The 16632-nt window shown below is 44.2% G+C and carries 15 protein-coding genes and 1 other annotated feature; of the genes, 3 read left to right on the forward strand and 12 right to left on the reverse strand.

Annotated elements, in window-relative coordinates; all coding sequences use genetic code 11:
• Positions 1–168 precede the first annotated feature (168 nt).
• From ACFQZR_RS15175 to ACFQZR_RS15195, 5 genes are all read right to left on the reverse strand, one after another.
• Complete coding sequence (locus ACFQZR_RS15175) at positions 169–1848, reverse strand: glutamine--tRNA ligase/YqeY domain fusion protein (RefSeq protein ID WP_379347234.1); 1680 nt, start codon at positions 1846–1848, stop codon at positions 169–171.
• A 71-nt stretch (positions 1849–1919) separates the two neighbouring features.
• Positions 1920–2171: a binding site (T-box leader), on the reverse strand.
• A gap of 84 nt (positions 2172–2255) precedes the next feature.
• A complete protein-coding gene (locus tag ACFQZR_RS15180; RefSeq protein WP_379347236.1) occupies positions 2256–2882 on the reverse strand; it encodes a TVP38/TMEM64 family protein in 627 nt (208 codons plus the stop codon).
• An 8-nt stretch (positions 2883–2890) separates the two neighbouring features.
• Positions 2891–3391 (reverse strand): C40 family peptidase, encoded by a 501-nt coding sequence (locus tag ACFQZR_RS15185; protein WP_379347238.1) that lies wholly within the window; start codon positions 3389–3391, stop codon positions 2891–2893.
• A gap of 187 nt (positions 3392–3578) precedes the next feature.
• Positions 3579–3857: a DUF2277 domain-containing protein gene (locus ACFQZR_RS15190; protein ID WP_018758241.1), complete on the reverse strand. Its 279-nt coding sequence runs from the start codon at positions 3855–3857 to the stop codon at positions 3579–3581.
• A gap of 124 nt (positions 3858–3981) precedes the next feature.
• A complete protein-coding gene (locus ACFQZR_RS15195) occupies positions 3982–6588 on the reverse strand; it encodes a glycoside hydrolase family 84 protein (RefSeq protein ID WP_379347241.1) in 2607 nt (868 codons plus the stop codon).
• A gap of 177 nt (positions 6589–6765) precedes the next feature.
• On the opposite strand from ACFQZR_RS15195, the gene ACFQZR_RS15200 reads away from it, so the two are divergent.
• Entirely contained in the window at positions 6766–7662 is an 897-nt protein-coding gene (locus tag ACFQZR_RS15200; protein ID WP_379347243.1) for a pentapeptide repeat-containing protein, read from the forward strand.
• A gap of 131 nt (positions 7663–7793) precedes the next feature.
• Here ACFQZR_RS15200 and ACFQZR_RS15205 read toward each other — a convergent pair whose 3' ends face one another.
• The 4 genes from ACFQZR_RS15205 to ACFQZR_RS15220 all read right to left on the reverse strand — a co-directional run bounded on the left by ACFQZR_RS15205 (position 7794) and on the right by ACFQZR_RS15220 (position 11391).
• On the reverse strand, positions 7794–8771 hold the full coding sequence (locus ACFQZR_RS15205) for a hypothetical protein (protein WP_379347245.1): 978 nt from the start codon (positions 8769–8771) through the stop codon (positions 7794–7796).
• Entirely contained in the window at positions 8732–9322 is a 591-nt protein-coding gene (locus ACFQZR_RS15210; RefSeq protein ID WP_379347247.1) for an RNA polymerase sigma factor, read from the reverse strand. The genes ACFQZR_RS15205 and ACFQZR_RS15210 overlap by 40 nt, the downstream gene beginning before the upstream one ends.
• 75 nt (positions 9323–9397) lie before the next feature.
• Complete coding sequence (locus ACFQZR_RS15215) at positions 9398–9775, reverse strand: PadR family transcriptional regulator (protein ID WP_018758236.1); 378 nt, start codon at positions 9773–9775, stop codon at positions 9398–9400.
• A 509-nt stretch (positions 9776–10284) separates the two neighbouring features.
• A complete protein-coding gene (locus tag ACFQZR_RS15220; RefSeq protein WP_379347250.1) occupies positions 10285–11391 on the reverse strand; it encodes a hypothetical protein in 1107 nt (368 codons plus the stop codon).
• 108 nt (positions 11392–11499) lie between these two features.
• Between ACFQZR_RS15220 and ACFQZR_RS15225 the strand changes: the two genes are divergently transcribed.
• Positions 11500–12396, forward strand: coding sequence for a cupredoxin domain-containing protein (locus ACFQZR_RS15225; RefSeq protein WP_379347252.1), 897 nt, complete (start codon positions 11500–11502; stop codon positions 12394–12396).
• Between the two features lie 197 nt (positions 12397–12593).
• Here ACFQZR_RS15225 and ACFQZR_RS15230 read toward each other — a convergent pair whose 3' ends face one another.
• Entirely contained in the window at positions 12594–13241 is a 648-nt protein-coding gene (locus ACFQZR_RS15230; RefSeq protein WP_379347253.1) for a FusB/FusC family EF-G-binding protein, read from the reverse strand.
• Between the two features lie 364 nt (positions 13242–13605).
• Here ACFQZR_RS15230 and ACFQZR_RS15235 point away from each other — a divergent pair, with 364 nt between their 5' ends.
• Complete coding sequence (locus ACFQZR_RS15235; RefSeq protein ID WP_379347254.1) at positions 13606–13812, forward strand: hypothetical protein; 207 nt, start codon at positions 13606–13608, stop codon at positions 13810–13812.
• A 112-nt stretch (positions 13813–13924) separates the two neighbouring features.
• On the opposite strand, the gene pdaA is transcribed toward ACFQZR_RS15235, so the two are convergent.
• Both pdaA and ACFQZR_RS15245 read right to left on the reverse strand, forming a co-directional pair.
• Positions 13925–14689 carry a delta-lactam-biosynthetic de-N-acetylase gene (gene pdaA, locus ACFQZR_RS15240; protein ID WP_379347255.1) on the reverse strand — a complete coding sequence of 255 codons (765 nt, stop codon included), beginning with the start codon at positions 14687–14689 and terminating at the stop codon, positions 13925–13927.
• 239 nt (positions 14690–14928) lie between these two features.
• Complete coding sequence (locus tag ACFQZR_RS15245; protein ID WP_379347256.1) at positions 14929–16518, reverse strand: acetate--CoA ligase; 1590 nt, start codon at positions 16516–16518, stop codon at positions 14929–14931.
• Positions 16519–16632 lie beyond the last annotated feature (114 nt).

The raw sequence follows: 16632 nt of genomic DNA on the forward strand, positions 1-16632 counted from the left end.
ATACCCCTATTCTTTCCCTCATTGTGGGATTAAAATAAAAAAACCGATTCACGGAAATATCCATCGAATCGGTATTACAAGAACTTTCGTCCTATTTGAAAACACGGCTTGATGGTACTCCACTTCTGTTCGAAAAAGTCTCCACCAAATAGTCCATTGAGATCAGCCTTATCGCTTGTTCCACGAGTCCTTCAACGGGACAATTCGGTTAAAGACAATTCGATCGGCCGTTGTATATCTAGGATCGACGCTGAAATATCCATGGCGGAAGAATTGAAATTTTTGTTCCGGAAGAGCTTCTGCGATAGACGATTCTATCTTAGCATCTTGCACGATCACGAGTGAATCAGGATTCACTCGATCGGTCCAATCCCCCTCATCATCCTGAGCCGCAACTTGATCTAACAATAGCTTCTCATATAAGTGAACATCTGCCGTCACCGCATGATCTGCAGAGACCCAATGAATGGTCCCTTTAACCTTACGGCCCGTGAACCCTGTGCCGCTCTTCGTAAGCGGATCATACGTGCAGCGGAGCTCCGTGATTTCGCCGGTATTGGCGTCTTTAACGACTTCCTCACATGTGATGAAGTATGCGCCTTTCAGTCTTACCTCGCCATTCAGGGTTAGTCGATGGAAGCCTTTCGGAGGTTTCTCCATGAAATCACTCCGTTCAATATAAATCGTTCGAGAGAAGGGTACTTCCCTTCTTCCGAGCAATTCATTTTCACTGTTATTCTCAATCGATAACCATTCGAGCCCATCCTCCGGGTAATTGGTAATCACGACCTTCAGAGGTTGCAGAACGGCCATAACGCTATCCGTATTGTCCTTCAGATCCTGTCTGAGACAGTGATCCAACAGTGAAATGTCCACGGTACTATACGCACGGATGCTGCCAATTTCCTCAATGAAGCTTCGAATACTATCCGGCGTGAAGCCTCTCCTTCTGAACCCTCGAATTGTAGGAAGCCTGGGATCATCCCATCCATCGACATGGCCTCCTTCAACGAGCTGTCTTAAGAACCGTTTGCTCGTCACGACACCCGTTAAATTCAATCGGCCGAATTCCCTTTGGCGCGGAGGCTCTGGAAGCTTGAGCTCATGCAAGACCCATTCGTATAACGGTCGATGATCTCTGAATTCCAGGGAGCATAACGAATACGTAATTCCTTCAATCGCGTCTTGAATCGGATGCGCAAAATCGTACATCGGATAAATGCACCAGTCATTCCCTGTTCGATAATGTGCTGCATGGATAATTCGATAAATGACGGGATCCCGCATCGTCAGATTCGGGGACTTCATATCGATTTTAGCGCGGATAACCTTGGCAGACGCTGGATAAGCTCCTTGTTTCATTTGCAGGAATAGCTCCAAATTCTCTTCGACGGAGCGGTCTCGGTAAGGGCTGTTCTTACCAGATTCCGTCAAAGTCCCACGGTATTCTCTCATTTCATCCGGTGACAAATCACAGACATAAGCCTTCCCTTGCTTGATCAATGTAACTGCAGCGTTATAGATTTCATCCGAATAATCTGATCCATAATAGATGTGTTCTCCGGGATCGTAGCCGAGCCACTTGATATCCTCGATAATAGCGTTCACATACTTAAGATCTTCTTTCAGTGGATTCGTATCATCAAAGCGCAAATGAAATGTCCCGTTAAACTTCTTAGCCATCGTATGATTCGTATGGATCGCGTAGGCGCTTCCGATATGAAGATAGCCATTAGGCTCTGGCGGAAACCGCGTACACATCTCCCTGCTAAAATTGTCCTTCTCTAGCTCCTCGCTGATCAGTTTATATAAATAATTTTCATTAATATGACTATTCTCATGATCCATGGTGGACGCCTCCTAATGAACTGTAATTGTGGCCATAAAATAAAAAAAAACTTCACCTCCAAGACCTCTGTCTTGGGGACGAAATTTTCGTGGTACCACCCCAGGTTCATTAATATGTCGCCATATTAACCTCTTCAAGTACGGCATTGCAAGCGATGCTTATACTCTAGCTCTGTAACGGGAGCTCCCGTCACACCATCCCCTACAGGTTCCGGTATGCTGCTCAGAGGCTTGGTTCGGGGAATGGTTCTTTGCTCCTTCTCAGCTGCCGGAGCTCTCTGTACAAGAACGTCTTCCCTTACTCTTCTCGTCATCGCGTTTGAATATTGTTTATTATAATAGCAAAAGACTCCTATTGTTGTAAACTACGATTCTTCGGAAACAAAAAATCACCCCGAAGGGTGATTTCATGATGATCTACGCATGAGAAACAACTTGTATATCGAATATACAATGGTTAGAAAACCAAGGTAAATCGCAATGACCATGACCCATTGATAAGCGCCTGACCATAGATTATCCCCCACATAGGCGTATACGACCATGATCGGAATTTTACCAATGATCGTTGTCATGATAAATGTTAAGAATGGAATACGAAACACACCGGCATAGATATTAATTGCAACCGCGGGGAGAACCGGTATCATCCGGGCAATGATTAGTGACCAGAACAGATGGTTATGAATCGTTCGATTGCATCGTTCGATCATATTCGATTTTGCCAGAAGAGCCCTTCCCCAGGATTGTAATAAATATCTCGTTACCCCGTAAATCGTGGCAGCTGCGAGAGAAGAAATGATCAAGTTGTATATACTGCCCTCAATAATCCCGTACTTCGCTCCAACAATACCCCCAACAATCCCATACGGTATTCCTGGGACCGCTGCAATAATGGTCAAAATCAATATCATGATCATAGGGTTTCGATCTTGATCGGATGCGATCCAGCTGAACAACTGGTCTCGATACATCCAGATCAGGGATAGAACCAAGATATTGATCAATGCTACAATCCACTTCCTGTACTTCATAAGTAAGATTACTTAATCGGCACTTCAGCTTGTACTTGTGTCGGTTCCACCAACGCAAGGTTAATAGGTTCCGCAATCACCCGACGAGCACCCGTATAACGCTGTTTATAATAGGTATCGGATAATTTACTGATGATAACCCCTTTCGAACTCGAGGAATGAGCAAATTGATCGTTACCTAAATAGATACCAGCATGGGATACCCCTTTACCGTCCGTGTTAAAGAAAACAAGATCGCCCGGCATCAAGTCCACTTGTTCCACCAATGTACCGAACAAGGATTGTTCTTTGGATGTACGAGGCAGTTCAATCTTGAATTGGTTAAAAATATGCAAGATGAACCCGGAGCAATCGAACCCCTCCGTTGTCGTACCACCCCATTTGTAAGGGGTTCCTATCACTTCGTTGACTGCAACCTTGAGATCAGGCTTTTCCGACGCATACATGGTTCCAGCACTTGCACCAAACAGGATAGCAGCCGAGAGCATTGTGATTAGCAGCTTCTTCAATGTATTAGTTACTCCTTTCGTAGATGTATTCGCCGTTATTTACCAAAAAAATTACGACGTCAGGCTGTAAAATTCGACTTTCGATGCCAATTTCCTTCTTTTTATAAAAAAAAGAAACGCCATTCGATGAAAAAAATCGAATGGCGCTGTATTTTCGTCGACGAAATAGACTTTAGAAATTAAAGAATTAGTTGCCTGATGTACCAAATCGTCTCGTGTTCCGTTCGCGCGCTCGTTCAAGTTCTGTCTCACGGTTGCGTGGTTCAGCTTGTGTAACGAGCGACTCTAAAAGCTTCTTGGCTGATTCAGATACTTCAACAATTGCACGATTAAAGGCTTCTTCATTGGCCTTGGACGGGCTGTTATATCCCGAAAGCTTACGTACGAATTGTAATGCAGCCGCTTGAATTTCATCCTCCGTCGCAGGTGGATCGAAGTTAAATAACGTTTTTATGTTCCGGCACATAACCATTCTCCTTAAATTAAGTAGACTCTTGAATACCACAAATTATACAATAAAGTGCATCCTTTGGAAAATATGAAGATCCCAGCCCACACATGATCGAATGGGACTGGGATCTATATCAAACTTAGTTCATTGTATAGCCTTTCGATGTTCGAACACTTGGAAGATGGTTTCTGGTTGTTCTCTCTACGAACACTCGATGATCCAAGGTGGTTAGTGATACGCCTTCAAACTTAACAGAAGTAGAACCCATCGTCACTTCTTCGGATGTGGCGAGCGGCGTGTCTGCCGTAAGAGAAGGATAGAGGGAAACAACGTCCCCTTCTTTCACATGCTGTATCGTGACTATACCCGATGGTTCAATCTGCACATCAGAACTTAACACTTTATCCGACAACTCTGGATAGCGCTCATCGAATAATTCAAACGCATAAATCCGTGTATGTCCGCTGCCATCTATGCTGATTTGCGCCGGCTCAATAATCTGTAATCGAATGTATCTGGCTGTCACTTCTTGCAAGAGAATGCGATTAATCGTATGTTCCTTGTTATCCAGAATTTCATCTATCATTGTGAAGTTCTCACCGTCATTGCTAGCCAGAATTTGTGCCTGCCTTGTATTCCAGAATGGTGTCTCTCTGGCCTCTGGATGACCACAATTAATAATCCGATATTGCTTGATCGTCTGAGGATGTTGCAAATCAATCGTCAAATGCGGTCGAAGCTCTGTCGAACACCATTTGCCGCCCGCAATCGCCCCTGTAATCACCTTTTCTGCATTTTCGCTATCGTTTGCACTGCTCGAAGCTGTCGCTGTAACGCCAAGAGAACTCAACGCAATATTTTTCATATCATAGTTCGGTTGTACCTTCATCTGTTCTGTTCCAGCAGCAACGGCTGTCAAGACGACCATATCCGTAATAAATGGTTTGATTACATGTGTTCCTACATCAACTGTAAACTCAGTCGGAACCCCTTCCTTCAGGCGGTTGACCTTGCATTCTTCCATTGAACTAAGTAGTGCTAATGCTGATTCATGCTGCGTTTCCATCGCTTGAAGGTCACCTGTATGCATGGAGATGATTGCATGAACCACTTGTTGCGCGGCACGTGCCATACGGTGGAACGCTTCTAAGAAGGGAGCCAATTCCTCTAGCAAATTTGCATTAGGACATTTTGCACGGATATTATCAACGGCACCCTCCATACGATTGAACTGCGCCAGAAGTCTGTTCGCTGCCATACTTACGTCAGCTCCCTGCACCATGCCTTCTTTGACCGCATGGATATCATCCTTAAGCATCCAGCTCTCGTCGAATAGAAAATCGCCGCTTACGCCGCCATCATCGAGCAAATAACAGCTGTTCGACGCGAAGATTTCAAGATCTTCTGCGACTTCGGGAGCAAGCGCCTTGAAGGAAGCGGAGAAGCTTAAATCACAGTTAAATGCATCGGTGTTCCAGTTATGATCCGCGATGCAGAACAGTGCTTGCTTGGAAGCTTGTGCTTGATTCATCGGGTTTGAGAAAAAACCGTTTACATTATCTAGATCTGAGCTAACATTTTCTATTTTTCCCATCAAGATTTTGTTGTCGCAGTAATCATTGACCGGGTAATTCCACCATACGGAAAGATTCTTGTCTGACCCGATTGTCCGTTTCGGTGAATCATATTGTTCTCTCGATATATTGGACATCGTCGCAGCACCGGTCCACATGACCTCTACATCATCATGGAGAATCTCAACGAAAGGCTTCAGATATTCTGTCATAGACGGTCCCCAAGCTTCGCAATATCGCGTACCAACCGTGAGGAGCGGTCGAATATCGCCTTTTGCCTTGATAAATTCCGTATCGATTCGGTTGATGAATTCCGCTTGCTGAGGTCCATTCGGAATGCCAACGAGATCATCGAACAACACGCCGAACTGACGTACGCCAAGGCTGTAGAGCTGCTCTAATTTGATGATGCATGATTGGAAATCTTCTTCAAGAGCAAGATCGATCGAATCCCCTGGATGAATGGTCCATACGAAATTCAAATTATTCCGATGCCCAGCAGCTGCTAGTTCCGCAATTTCCTGCGCTTTCCCTGCTGGGTATAAGTCTCTCCAGCTCTTTCGATGATACGGATCATCCTTCGGCGCATAAATATAGGTGTTCAGCTTCTGAGCACCACCGAAATTCATCAGATCGATACGATCTTCATGACTCCAAGGGTACCCGTAGAAGCCTTCGATATAGCCACGATATAAAATTTCAGGATAGTCTGTAATGCTCATATGATGGACGGTGCGGTCAGGCACCTGGCTTAAGATCTGATTTAAGGTCACAACACCATAATGAACTCCATCGGCATCATGCCCGATAATGGCAATTTGACTAATAGAAGAAACGCTATGAACGATGAGGCTGTATCCTTCTTTATGAGATAACGCTTCCAAAGCACCTCCATACAAGTGTGTCTTCAATAGCGTGTCGTTCAGCATCCCTTGTGTCGAAAGGTATATATTCGTTACATTGTCTTCGAGAGTATCGGATACCGTATATTTGTAGCCAAGTTGAATTAACAATTCTTGCAGCGTAGGCAACGTTGCCTCTTTCAATCCCTCTTGGGCAATGATATGAATGCGATCTGTGAGTCGGGTTTCACCCCCAAGCTCATTCATTTCTTGTGGAACTGGGAAAATTGAATAATGCTTGCTTAATGCTTCATTCTTATGTTTCATCATCGCTGACCTCTTCTCCCTACCGTGATTTTGACAGGAACAATATAACATACCTAACAAACATGTCAACAAATATGACCAGGTCACTGTTAAAGAGAACGCGCATATCGAACAATTGACGACATGAAAATAACTATTGTATCCTATAGAAATTAGATGACGGAAAGAAGGATATCGGCCTTGAAAGATAATCAAAATCATCCCCTTACGAATCTCGAAGAGCGAAACGCCCAGCTGCGAGCGGATTGTGAGAACTGCTTCGGATTGTGCTGCGTGTCACTGGCTTTTGCTGCGTCAGTTGACTTCGCGATCGACAAAAGTGCAGGGCAGCCCTGCCACAATCTGCAAGAAGATTTCCGGTGTGGGGTTCATACGAATCTAGTTCATTTAGGATTTCGAGGATGTACGGTATTCGATTGCTTCGGAGCCGGCCAGAAGATTTCACAGCTGACTTATGAAGGAAATGATTGGCGACAGGACAAGCAAGCTGCAAAAGAAATGTTCGAGCTATTCCCGAAAATGTGGCATTTGCACGAGTTGCTATGGTATTTGAGTGAAGCGTTAATGCTGCCTGCTGCTAAGTTGATACATCCAGAGCTTCGTTCGATGTTGGAAGAGACGGAACGACTTACGATGCTTACCCGGAGCGATCTGATGAAAGTGGATGTTGCCTTACATCGCATGGATGTAAATGCATTGCTGCTTCAGACTAGCGAACTCGTCAGAACCGAAGCACTCCGTGAACTTAAGAATCCACCGCGGTATCCGAAGAAAGTCGGTCGGGGAGCCGATCTCATGGGTGCAAATCTCCGAGGTGCGAATCTGATCGGTGCGAACTTAAGAGGTGCTTATTTGATTGCAGCGGACCTGCGAAGCGCTGATCTTCGCAAGGCGGATCTCATTGGTGCCGATTTCCGCGATACTGACCTTTGTGGTGCCAATTTAAGCGAGAGTCTATTCCTAACACAGTCTCAGATTAACGCAGCTAGAGGAGATGCAGCAACGAAGCTGCCTCCATCTCTTATACGTCCACCGCATTGGTCCAGGGTTGCAGCAAAAAGTAGTGTACAGCGATAGTTTCGTTGGCAAAAAGAAGACTTCGTCATCCGAATTCGGAGGATGAAGTCTTTTTTTTGTTCACGATTGTTAGCGTTGGGATTTTTCTACCAGAAAACACACTCCCAATCCGCTTGGCGTTCATGTTCATTCTATTTTGATTGCTCTATGATACTTTTCGCCATGGCTATAAAATCTTGTTTCCTCAGATCGCTGGACGCGGAGTCATACAAGTTGTAAACAACGTTCGTCTTCTCGTTGAACCAGCCCATCTTATTCTTGCCCTCGCTCACTTTCGTATCTAAATTACGATTATCAATATATATGAGATCTTGGCCGTCTATCGTTAGCTGTTCAGCTTTAGCCCCTTTAGGTTGAGTCATTGTGCTACCTATCCCCTTCGTTGCGATTAAATAAAGGAAGTTCTTCTCATCTTTCTGGTAGATCAACATGGCTGTACCTGAAGTCTTCCAATTCAGTTCTTCTGTAAATAGCTTTTCTTTCCCTTTAGAAGCTGTAGCTCTAGCAATGAATCGATTTAATAACTCTTTGTATTCTGGATCATCACCAAAAAGAAAACTTGGAACAACTTGTCCTAGACTAAATTGATATCCTTTAGGCATTCGTTCCGGCTGCAATAACCTTGGCGCCGAAGTTCGCTCCACCTCCTGGATGTAATCATCGTAATCCTTGAATTCATTTTTATAGACAAACTTGACGAGATTACCGTAAGCATTGAGCGTTGGATTATCAATATAGTATGCAACCAATTGTCCTTGCTTCAACGTTCCACGTACTTGTTCATCGTAACTTGAAAGGACCGTACGATTATGATCAGGGGGTAGCGGAGGCCAATATTGGGCGGTTCGCATCACTACCTTACCCTTCGCATTCCGAATTTGAATATACTCTGCTGCCGCATAAGCTGTAGCAGAAGCGACAAGGGTGAGAATTATCGCAGTAAGCAATACACTAGAGCGCTTCATCGAGCGAAATCTCTTAGGGAAAGGCTGTAGATTTCTCACTTTCGCCATCACGCGATCTGTCAAATCAATCGGCGGGAGATTATCGGGATGCGCTGCATAGTATTTTAAATCTGCGTGTCGATCATTTGGTTGTGATCTGTCCACGTTTCTTCCTCCTCCCATTTCGCCATTCGTTTTCTCACTTTCTGTTTCAACCGTCCTATTTTTTTCTTGATGGCATCCGGACTCTTACCCTTTATTTCCCCGATCTCGACATACGTTAGTTCATCGAATACATGAAGAATTAATAGACTTCGTTCATCCGGTGCAAGCGAAGTCAACGCTTGATCCAAAGGTGGGCTGAAAGCAGTCATCTCCAAATGACGTTCAGGGCCCTCCGCTGCGTCTTCCTTACGCAAAAACCATTGCAGTCTAACAAGCCGCTGCCTTCTTTTTAAGAGATTCAGACAATAATTATGGGCGATCCGATATAACCAAGCCGAGAAACTAACACGAGCCTTGTAATGTTGTATCGAAGTATATGCTTTTATTAGAATCTCCTGTGCAGCATCCTCTGCTTCTTCCGCATTCCTAAGCAAACGGTAGCAATAGACATAGATTGGACGTTGGAAGCTCTCCACGATGAAGCGATAAGCTTCTACTTCGCCTTGCTGTACTGCTACAATATGCTCTTCAATCGATTTGTTCGTCGTCACCCTCACCTCCCAATGCTTATACTGATATAACAATTGAACTCGCTAAAAAGGGACACCTCCTCCCCGACTTATTTTCTACGATTGGTTCATGAACGCTTCAAATCGCTTATAGACTTTCAGTGCAATCTCAACTCGCTCCGGTAAATCGCGCTTTAGTTGTTCTAAATACTCATTGCCGCTATCTGTGATTTCATAGAATCGGTTGAATCGGTTATCTGATTCCCACTGGCTCTTAACATGGCCTTTCTCCGCGAGAACCTTTAGTCGTTGAGCCAAATAAGAATCGTTCACGCCTACGCCGCCAAGAGATTTTGTGATCATCAAATCTAGCTGTTTACCATATCGACGACCATGTCTCAGTTCGGTAAGCACCATAAAATCCATAACTTGCTGGACCTTCACGATATGTCCGAGGGAATTTGTTTTGACCATTTTATCTTCCGAATTACGCATTTTCGTTGTCCTCCTTCAATACTCAAAATTCTATAAATCTAGTATATTCCATTTCGTATGCATTAAAAATACGTGATACCTCAAGATCTAAAGCCCTTCTGCGTTCAATGTCTACGCATTCAATGCGAAAAATGTCGATTTTTCTTTTCGTGTTTCTCTTCTTTTGTACATGATTTAATGATGCGTACCGATTTCGTAGTAAATAGATACGTCTTGCGTATGGTTTGCTGGAACATTGATAGGTATCGCTAACGTATGGTTGATGCAAGCGAGTGGAGATATTACGTGCAAACACGTATTTTTATTTCACGCATAATATCTGATTTACGTCTATTTTCATCGTTTTCGTTACAACGACCATAAACTTTTGTTATATTAGAACACATGTTCTTGTTTTGTCAAATTTAAAGTCAATTCTGCCTTTCAGACATAGAAAAAAACCTAGCAGTCGAGCACCAGGTTTTAATCTCTATAACTTATGATTTATTTCTGCCTACGCAACCGCTTCTTTACTCGCGAGAACGAAGAAAATCACGAAATTGATTCACCGAGTTAAACTGAAGAATCTTTAGCCCCTTCGCTGTTAGAACTTCTACGAACATCGATTCAAGTCGTTGTACAGCTTGTTCTAAAGGCAATAAATTCTGAGGATCGAACAGTGCGACTAAGTTCGGAAATCCGGCATTTTCGTAATAGACTTGATAGGTTAGACTTGCTTCCAGCTCCACAGGCCAATAACCGCGTTCTGAATAATACAGGAACTTGGCTATGACATCTTGTAAGCCGGTTGACCAATAATAGGCGGTATCAATATCATTCTTTTCACACGCTTCAGCTAATTTATTGAATATCCCTTTGAACTCTTCATAGAAACCTTTCATTCGATCGGTGTAGGAAGGCCCATCTGTATAAGATTCCTGCTGTCTTGTGAGGAGTTCTATGGTCTCCTGTGTGAGCAGCTCACAGTTCGCTTGCATTTCTCGGCATGAATTAGAATGAATCAAGATATGTATGTAATCTTCAAGTCGAGCCGGTCTAATCATGAAATTCATGATTTGCTCTGTGTTCTTTCCCCACCCTTTTCGCAAATACATACGATTGATCAATGCCAGACTATAGAGCACCTTCGTCAATATCCCTCGAGATTCTGTTCGATAAAAAGCTAGGTTATCCTGATAGGGTGTCGATCTCATTTTGTACAAATGTACATAGGCACCTTGAAGTTCAGACTCTGCTCGTTCAAGTAATTTCAGACCAGGAGGATTCGTAATTTTCTCTTGCAACTGGTCAAACCGGTCACGATCCGCATCCGAGCGGACATATAATAGCCTACAATCCGCAATAATCGAAGTGTTCGATTCTTCATAATTCGCCATCCGTTCAGCTCGTTCCCAGCTAATCGGCCAGAAATCAAAGCTAATGCCATCAATAATGAACTGGATACTCGCGCGATAACCATCTGAATTTGCAGGAATGAAAAAGAAATCCAAATCCGATCTCGGATTAGCTGAGCCTTGTACATAGGATCCATAGCAGGCAACAATCGCAATATCATCCGGGCATTGCTGCCGGATATTTTCCACTATCGCACTTGAAACATCAAAAACGTTAAACATCTATATATCAGCTCCGTTTCGTTTCATCAGTCGTCATCCTTAAGCTTCTAACATCTCGCATAATTAATCAGGCCAAGCATATGCATATAGGGATAGGGGGCATCGTATATGATAATAGCTGTGTTAACAGGTTTAATCGTAATACTCTCTGCATGGCTCACAGGTTTCGTAATTACATTCCGCCGGCAAATCTCTTGTATGGTAGGTATGATGTCAGCCATGACGCTTGGTATGACTGTTGGCCTTGTTATGGGAACCTTTATGGCTGTATGGCTGCCGGGTCAATTCTTTCAATCGACCATGATCAGTATGTTGATTGGCGGCCTCGCTGGCGTTATCATCGGGTGGCCTATCAGTCTTATGGCGATCATGGATGGACTCCTGTCTGGCATCATGGGCGGGATGATGGGCGCGATGCTGATGTTCATGATGCCTGCGGCTTATATAACCGTCACCGTGAAAATCATGGCGATTCTATGCAGCGGCATTCTATTCTTGCTGTTCATCATGCTCCAAGGCGAATTGAAAGCTGAACAGCTCCGTCAGAAATCATCCTTATTCGTAAAACCAATTCGTATGTTCATCGTAATAATCGCCGTACTTGGAGGTGGGCTGCAGCTGCCGTTTAGTTCATCCGCAACGAATCCACCACTCGCAAATCCTTCTCCTGATCAAGCCAATACGGGTCATCACCACGCTGCTTCACCTGGAGATCAGAGCAAAGATGCAGCTCAAGAACTATATGTCGCTGCTAATGAATTCAGCTTTTCACCTAACGACTTTCAGATTCACGCGAACCAGCGTGTTCGTATTACACTCGACAATGCCGGTCAGTTGGAGCATGATTTTGAGATCGTTGGCACCGACATCCATGTTCATGCTGCCGCGGGTGAGAAGAGCAGCCAAATCGTACTCTTCGAAGAGGCCGGCACCTATGAGGTACGATGTACGCTGCCCGGACATCGAGAATCTGGGATGACTGCCACGATTCAGGTGAATGCTTAGATCAGCGAGCTCGACTGCGCACGCAAAAAAGCCGTGATGAACAGCGTTCACCACGGCTTTGTCAACAATTACAAGCAACTACACTGCTATTGCGGGATTGTTAAATCAAACAGATCGGATGATTTCGCTCAAGAACTTTGTACACGTTATTCTGTTGGGTAACAGAGTTCAAGAACATATCCATCTGAATTATTGCGTTATTTGCGAACGGAGAGAATGAACTTCTCCAGTGCTACTGTATCGGTAATGCTCTGATTGCATCCATGGTACTCTATACATACGTATTGACCAATAGCAGAATAATTATCCGGCGAAGCGTTCGCAGGCTTGGTCTTGACTGTGAAGAATGCAAGCTCTTGATGCCGATTGCAGAACAGGCAATACCCTTTCTTATGTGTCGGCGTAATTCTTCCCTCGATACCGATGAACTGTCCTTCGAACGGATATACAACGAATAATTTGTTCGTGGCAACATCTACCCAGCTCAGATACGTCACATATCGAAAATCGATGGATGATAAATCAGGAACTTTCAGTTTCTTATTCTTAGGGAATAGCTTCTGAATCTGCTTCAGCGTAATCGGCGGATATGACTCAAGGTATTGTTCTAATGCGCTAAGATATCTCTGGAAATCATATGCCGTCTCGAAGGTCGTAATTTGTTCCAGCATCTGCTGCTGACTCTCTGTAAGATCGGGAACTGCTTCCATAATGATCGATGCAGCACGATATCTTACGGTCTCCAAGACGCTCCGATCTGCGACGGTTCGCAGTGTATTCTGAAGGAATTCCGATTGTTTCTTAATCACGTTATATTGATGGTTTCTAATAAATGGTGTACTCATAGCTCTTCAGCCCCTTATTTGTTATAAAAGATCATAAGGTGCAAAGCCCACTATTAGAAACGATAAAGTTAAGTTTGGGCGATCGAATCAATTCTATCGCACCTCACGCAAAGTATCGCCCTAGATTAGGCTTTGCATGAGGACTTCCTAGCTAATGAGCAATTCTGAATTGCCATCTGCACCACCCCCAATGAATATCACGCAAAAAATTATAGCAGAAAATCCCAAAAGACGCAATTTATCTTGGGTAGATGGGTCACCATTTCCAAGTCGCCTAATCCAAGATTTACATGATATAGATCATATCCTTTCTACACCATTATCTTATATGCTTCATTCGTATAACCAACTGGAGGTGACATCAATGAAAATGAAAGTATTTGCCGTTCTTATGACCGCTGTAATCACATTAGGAATAGGAACCGTAGCCTATGCGTCAAATTATCTACCCGCTTCTTTCAAGGACATGCTTCCATTCATGAAGGAAATGCATCCACAGATGAATGATACGGAATTAGAACAAATGTACAATAACTGCCACTCGATGATGAATCGTTCATATGAAGGATAAAGAATACGCAAAATAAAGATTGTCTGAAAACATTCAGGCAATCTTTCTCATTTTAAAGATCATCGGACCACTTCACCCAACAAAAAAACCTGGCCATCGGCCAGGTTCTTCACTAATAATTTTTCATTTGCAACTGATCCAAACTCTTAAACACATAACCCTGTCGTTTCGCTTCGGCGAGAATCGCACCTAAAGCCATCGTATTGTCTCGAGACACCGAGTGAAGCAATATCACTGCGCCCGGATGAAGCTGGTTCATTACCGAATCATATGCATACCGCCAACCGCGCTGCGCGTTCGTATCCCAATCTTTGTAAGCAATCGACCAGAATACGCTCGTATAACCGAGTTCCTTGCTAGCCTGAAGGATTCGCTCATTAAAAATCCCCCGCGGCGGCCGTAAATATGTCATCGATTGTTGATTCGTGATTCGCTGCACTTCGATCCTTACCTTGTCCAGTTCCTCACGCAGCTTTGCATTCGATATTTGGCTCATATCCGGATGACTCCATGAATGATTACCAATCAGATGACCTTCAGCAACCATCCGCTTAATTAAATCCGGCTCTTCTTTGACATAATGCCCTGTAACGAAGAAGATTGCAGGTACTTGATGCTCCTTGAGAATATCGAGGATCTTCGGTGTAAAGCCGTTCTCGTATCCATTGTCAAAGGTTAAATATAATTCCTTCTTCGACACATCGCCGAGGAAAATAGAATTTTGACGCATCAAGATATCTTTAAATCCTTCTTCTTGAATGGAGGCCGACTGATGATTCTTGCTCTTCTTAAATCCAAAATGGTACGGATTGGTGCTCGATGCATAAGCTGCTTGATTCGTATATGGCACCGCCGTCATGACGAACAGCAGGATCATAACGGTCAGATATCGTACATGTTTGATGTTTATTCCCCTTTCCTATCCAATCGTGATGTCAATCAACCCATAGATAATATCCCCGTTCCACACAATGCTATTCCTAATCATGGTAAAAAAAAGGCACAAATGCAATCCAGGAATCCCTTCATGCATTTGTGCCTTTGATTCATTTTGCTCGAAAAATAGCGTTCCCATTATGACAAGGTGTTAATCGTGAAGTTCGAGACTTGATTTCCTTAGTTGCCCGCTGTCCGTTTCTCCTGCTCTCGTAATGCAATGCGACGAATTTTGCCCGAGTTCGTCTTCGGTAAATCTTCAACAAATTCAATTTTGCGAGGGTACTTATATGGTGCCGTCAGCTGCTTCACATGGTTCTGAAGCTCTCTTACTAGATCCTCCGAACCCTCTACATTCTCCTTGAGAACAATAAAGGCTTTCACCACATGGCCTCGAATTTCATCAGGACTAGCAACCGCCGCACATTCTTTCACAGCTTGGTGTTTCATCAAAGCGTCTTCCACTTCAAACGGTCCAATCGTATACCCTGAACTAATGATGATGTCGTCCCCGCGTCCTTCGAACCAGAAGTATCCGTCCGCATCTTTGGAAGCACGGTCCCCTGTGATGAAATAATCGCCGTGAATATTCGCTTCTTTCTTCTCCGGGTCTTTGAAATAGGTTTCGAATAATGCAGGCATATCGCGATGAACGGCAATATCCCCTACTTCTCCAGCAGGAAGGACTCTCCCCTCCGCATCAATAACTTCGACCAACCCTGGAGAAATAGATCTCCCCATGGATCCCAATCGGAAAGGCGCATCTTTTAGAGCTCCAATTAACAAAGTACTCTCGGTCTGACCATAACCGTCTCGGATCGTAATCTGGTGCTGCTGTTGGAACGAATGGATAACTTCTTGATTCAGCGGTTCTCCAGCTGATACAGCACTGCGGAGTGAAGATAAGTCAAATTGGCCTAAGTTCATCGATTTCGCCATCAGTCGATATTCCGTCGGCGTGCAGCACAAGACCTGAATCCGGTAACTCTGGATAAGCTCCAAATATCGGTTCGGTTGGAATCCACCGTCATAGACAAACCCAGTCGCTCCTCGACCAAGCACCGATAGGAAAGGACTCCAAATCCACTTCTGCCACCCTGGTGCAGCCGTCGCCCACACCATATCATTCTCTTGAATATCAAGCCATGGCGTCGTGATCCGCAGATGTGCATAACCCCAGCCATGACGATGTACGACCCCTTTCGGATTGCCTGTCGTTCCTGATGTGTAAGCTAGTATAGCCATATCATCACGGTGTGTTACTACCGTCTCGAAGGAATCTGGCTTGTCCTCCATCAATTCATCCAGAATCAACCAATTGGAAGGTGCTGTATCGCGCGTCTCGAAGGCAGCAATCCGGAAATCTAAGGCAGGTAGCTCACTGTCAATCTGATCCACTTCTGTAATTCCACTGGCACATGCGATCACGGCGCGAGCTTCAGAGTGCTGAAGCCGATAAGACAGATCCTTCGCTCGCAGCATCTCTGAAGATGGAATAATGGCAAGTCCTTGCTTCAAACACGCTAAATAAATGACATATGCCGTTATCCGACGCGGAACCATCACGAGAACTCGATCTCCTTGACGCAATCCGAGATCCTTCATCCCTTGAGCCAATTGATTCGCTTGCTGCAGCAATTTTCCATATGTAATCTCCTCGTAATCTCCAGCCGCATTCAGCCATTTGAGCGCGAGCTTGTTCGGATCGTGACGATCCATCTCCGAGGTCAAATTATAATACTCTGGTGCAATCCAATCCTGGTAATCCATTATACCGTCTCCCTATGTTACATAATGAAGTCTTTAACTTATTTCATATTATAACACGTTATCACACGTTAATTTCCAAGAACGTTCACGATTCGATGCGATTGGGAGAGAAAA

Origin of the sequence: Paenibacillus sp. GCM10027629 (assembly GCF_042676425.1) — a bacterium.
GTDB lineage: Bacteria > Bacillota > Bacilli > Paenibacillales > Paenibacillaceae > Paenibacillus_K > Paenibacillus_K terrigena.

Coding starts and splice junctions, on each gene's coding strand:
- ACFQZR_RS15220 (WP_379347250.1), bottom strand. CDS start 11,391: ATGTTTAACGTTTTTGATGTTTCAAGTGCGATAGTGGAAAATATCCGG.
- ACFQZR_RS15235 (WP_379347254.1), top strand. CDS start 13,606: ATGAAAATGAAAGTATTTGCCGTTCTTATGACCGCTGTAATCACATTA.
- ACFQZR_RS15190 (WP_018758241.1), bottom strand. CDS start 3,857: ATGTGCCGGAACATAAAAACGTTATTTAACTTCGATCCACCTGCGACG.
- ACFQZR_RS15230 (WP_379347253.1), bottom strand. CDS start 13,241: ATGAGTACACCATTTATTAGAAACCATCAATATAACGTGATTAAGAAA.
- ACFQZR_RS15180 (WP_379347236.1), bottom strand. CDS start 2,882: ATGAAGTACAGGAAGTGGATTGTAGCATTGATCAATATCTTGGTTCTA.
- ACFQZR_RS15225 (WP_379347252.1), top strand. CDS start 11,500: ATGATAATAGCTGTGTTAACAGGTTTAATCGTAATACTCTCTGCATGG.
- pdaA (WP_379347255.1), bottom strand. CDS start 14,689: ATGATCCTGCTGTTCGTCATGACGGCGGTGCCATATACGAATCAAGCA.
- ACFQZR_RS15195 (WP_379347241.1), bottom strand. CDS start 6,588: ATGATGAAACATAAGAATGAAGCATTAAGCAAGCATTATTCAATTTTC.
- ACFQZR_RS15175 (WP_379347234.1), bottom strand. CDS start 1,848: ATGGATCATGAGAATAGTCATATTAATGAAAATTATTTATATAAACTG.
- ACFQZR_RS15215 (WP_018758236.1), bottom strand. CDS start 9,775: ATGCGTAATTCGGAAGATAAAATGGTCAAAACAAATTCCCTCGGACAT.
- ACFQZR_RS15245 (WP_379347256.1), bottom strand. CDS start 16,518: ATGGATTACCAGGATTGGATTGCACCAGAGTATTATAATTTGACCTCG.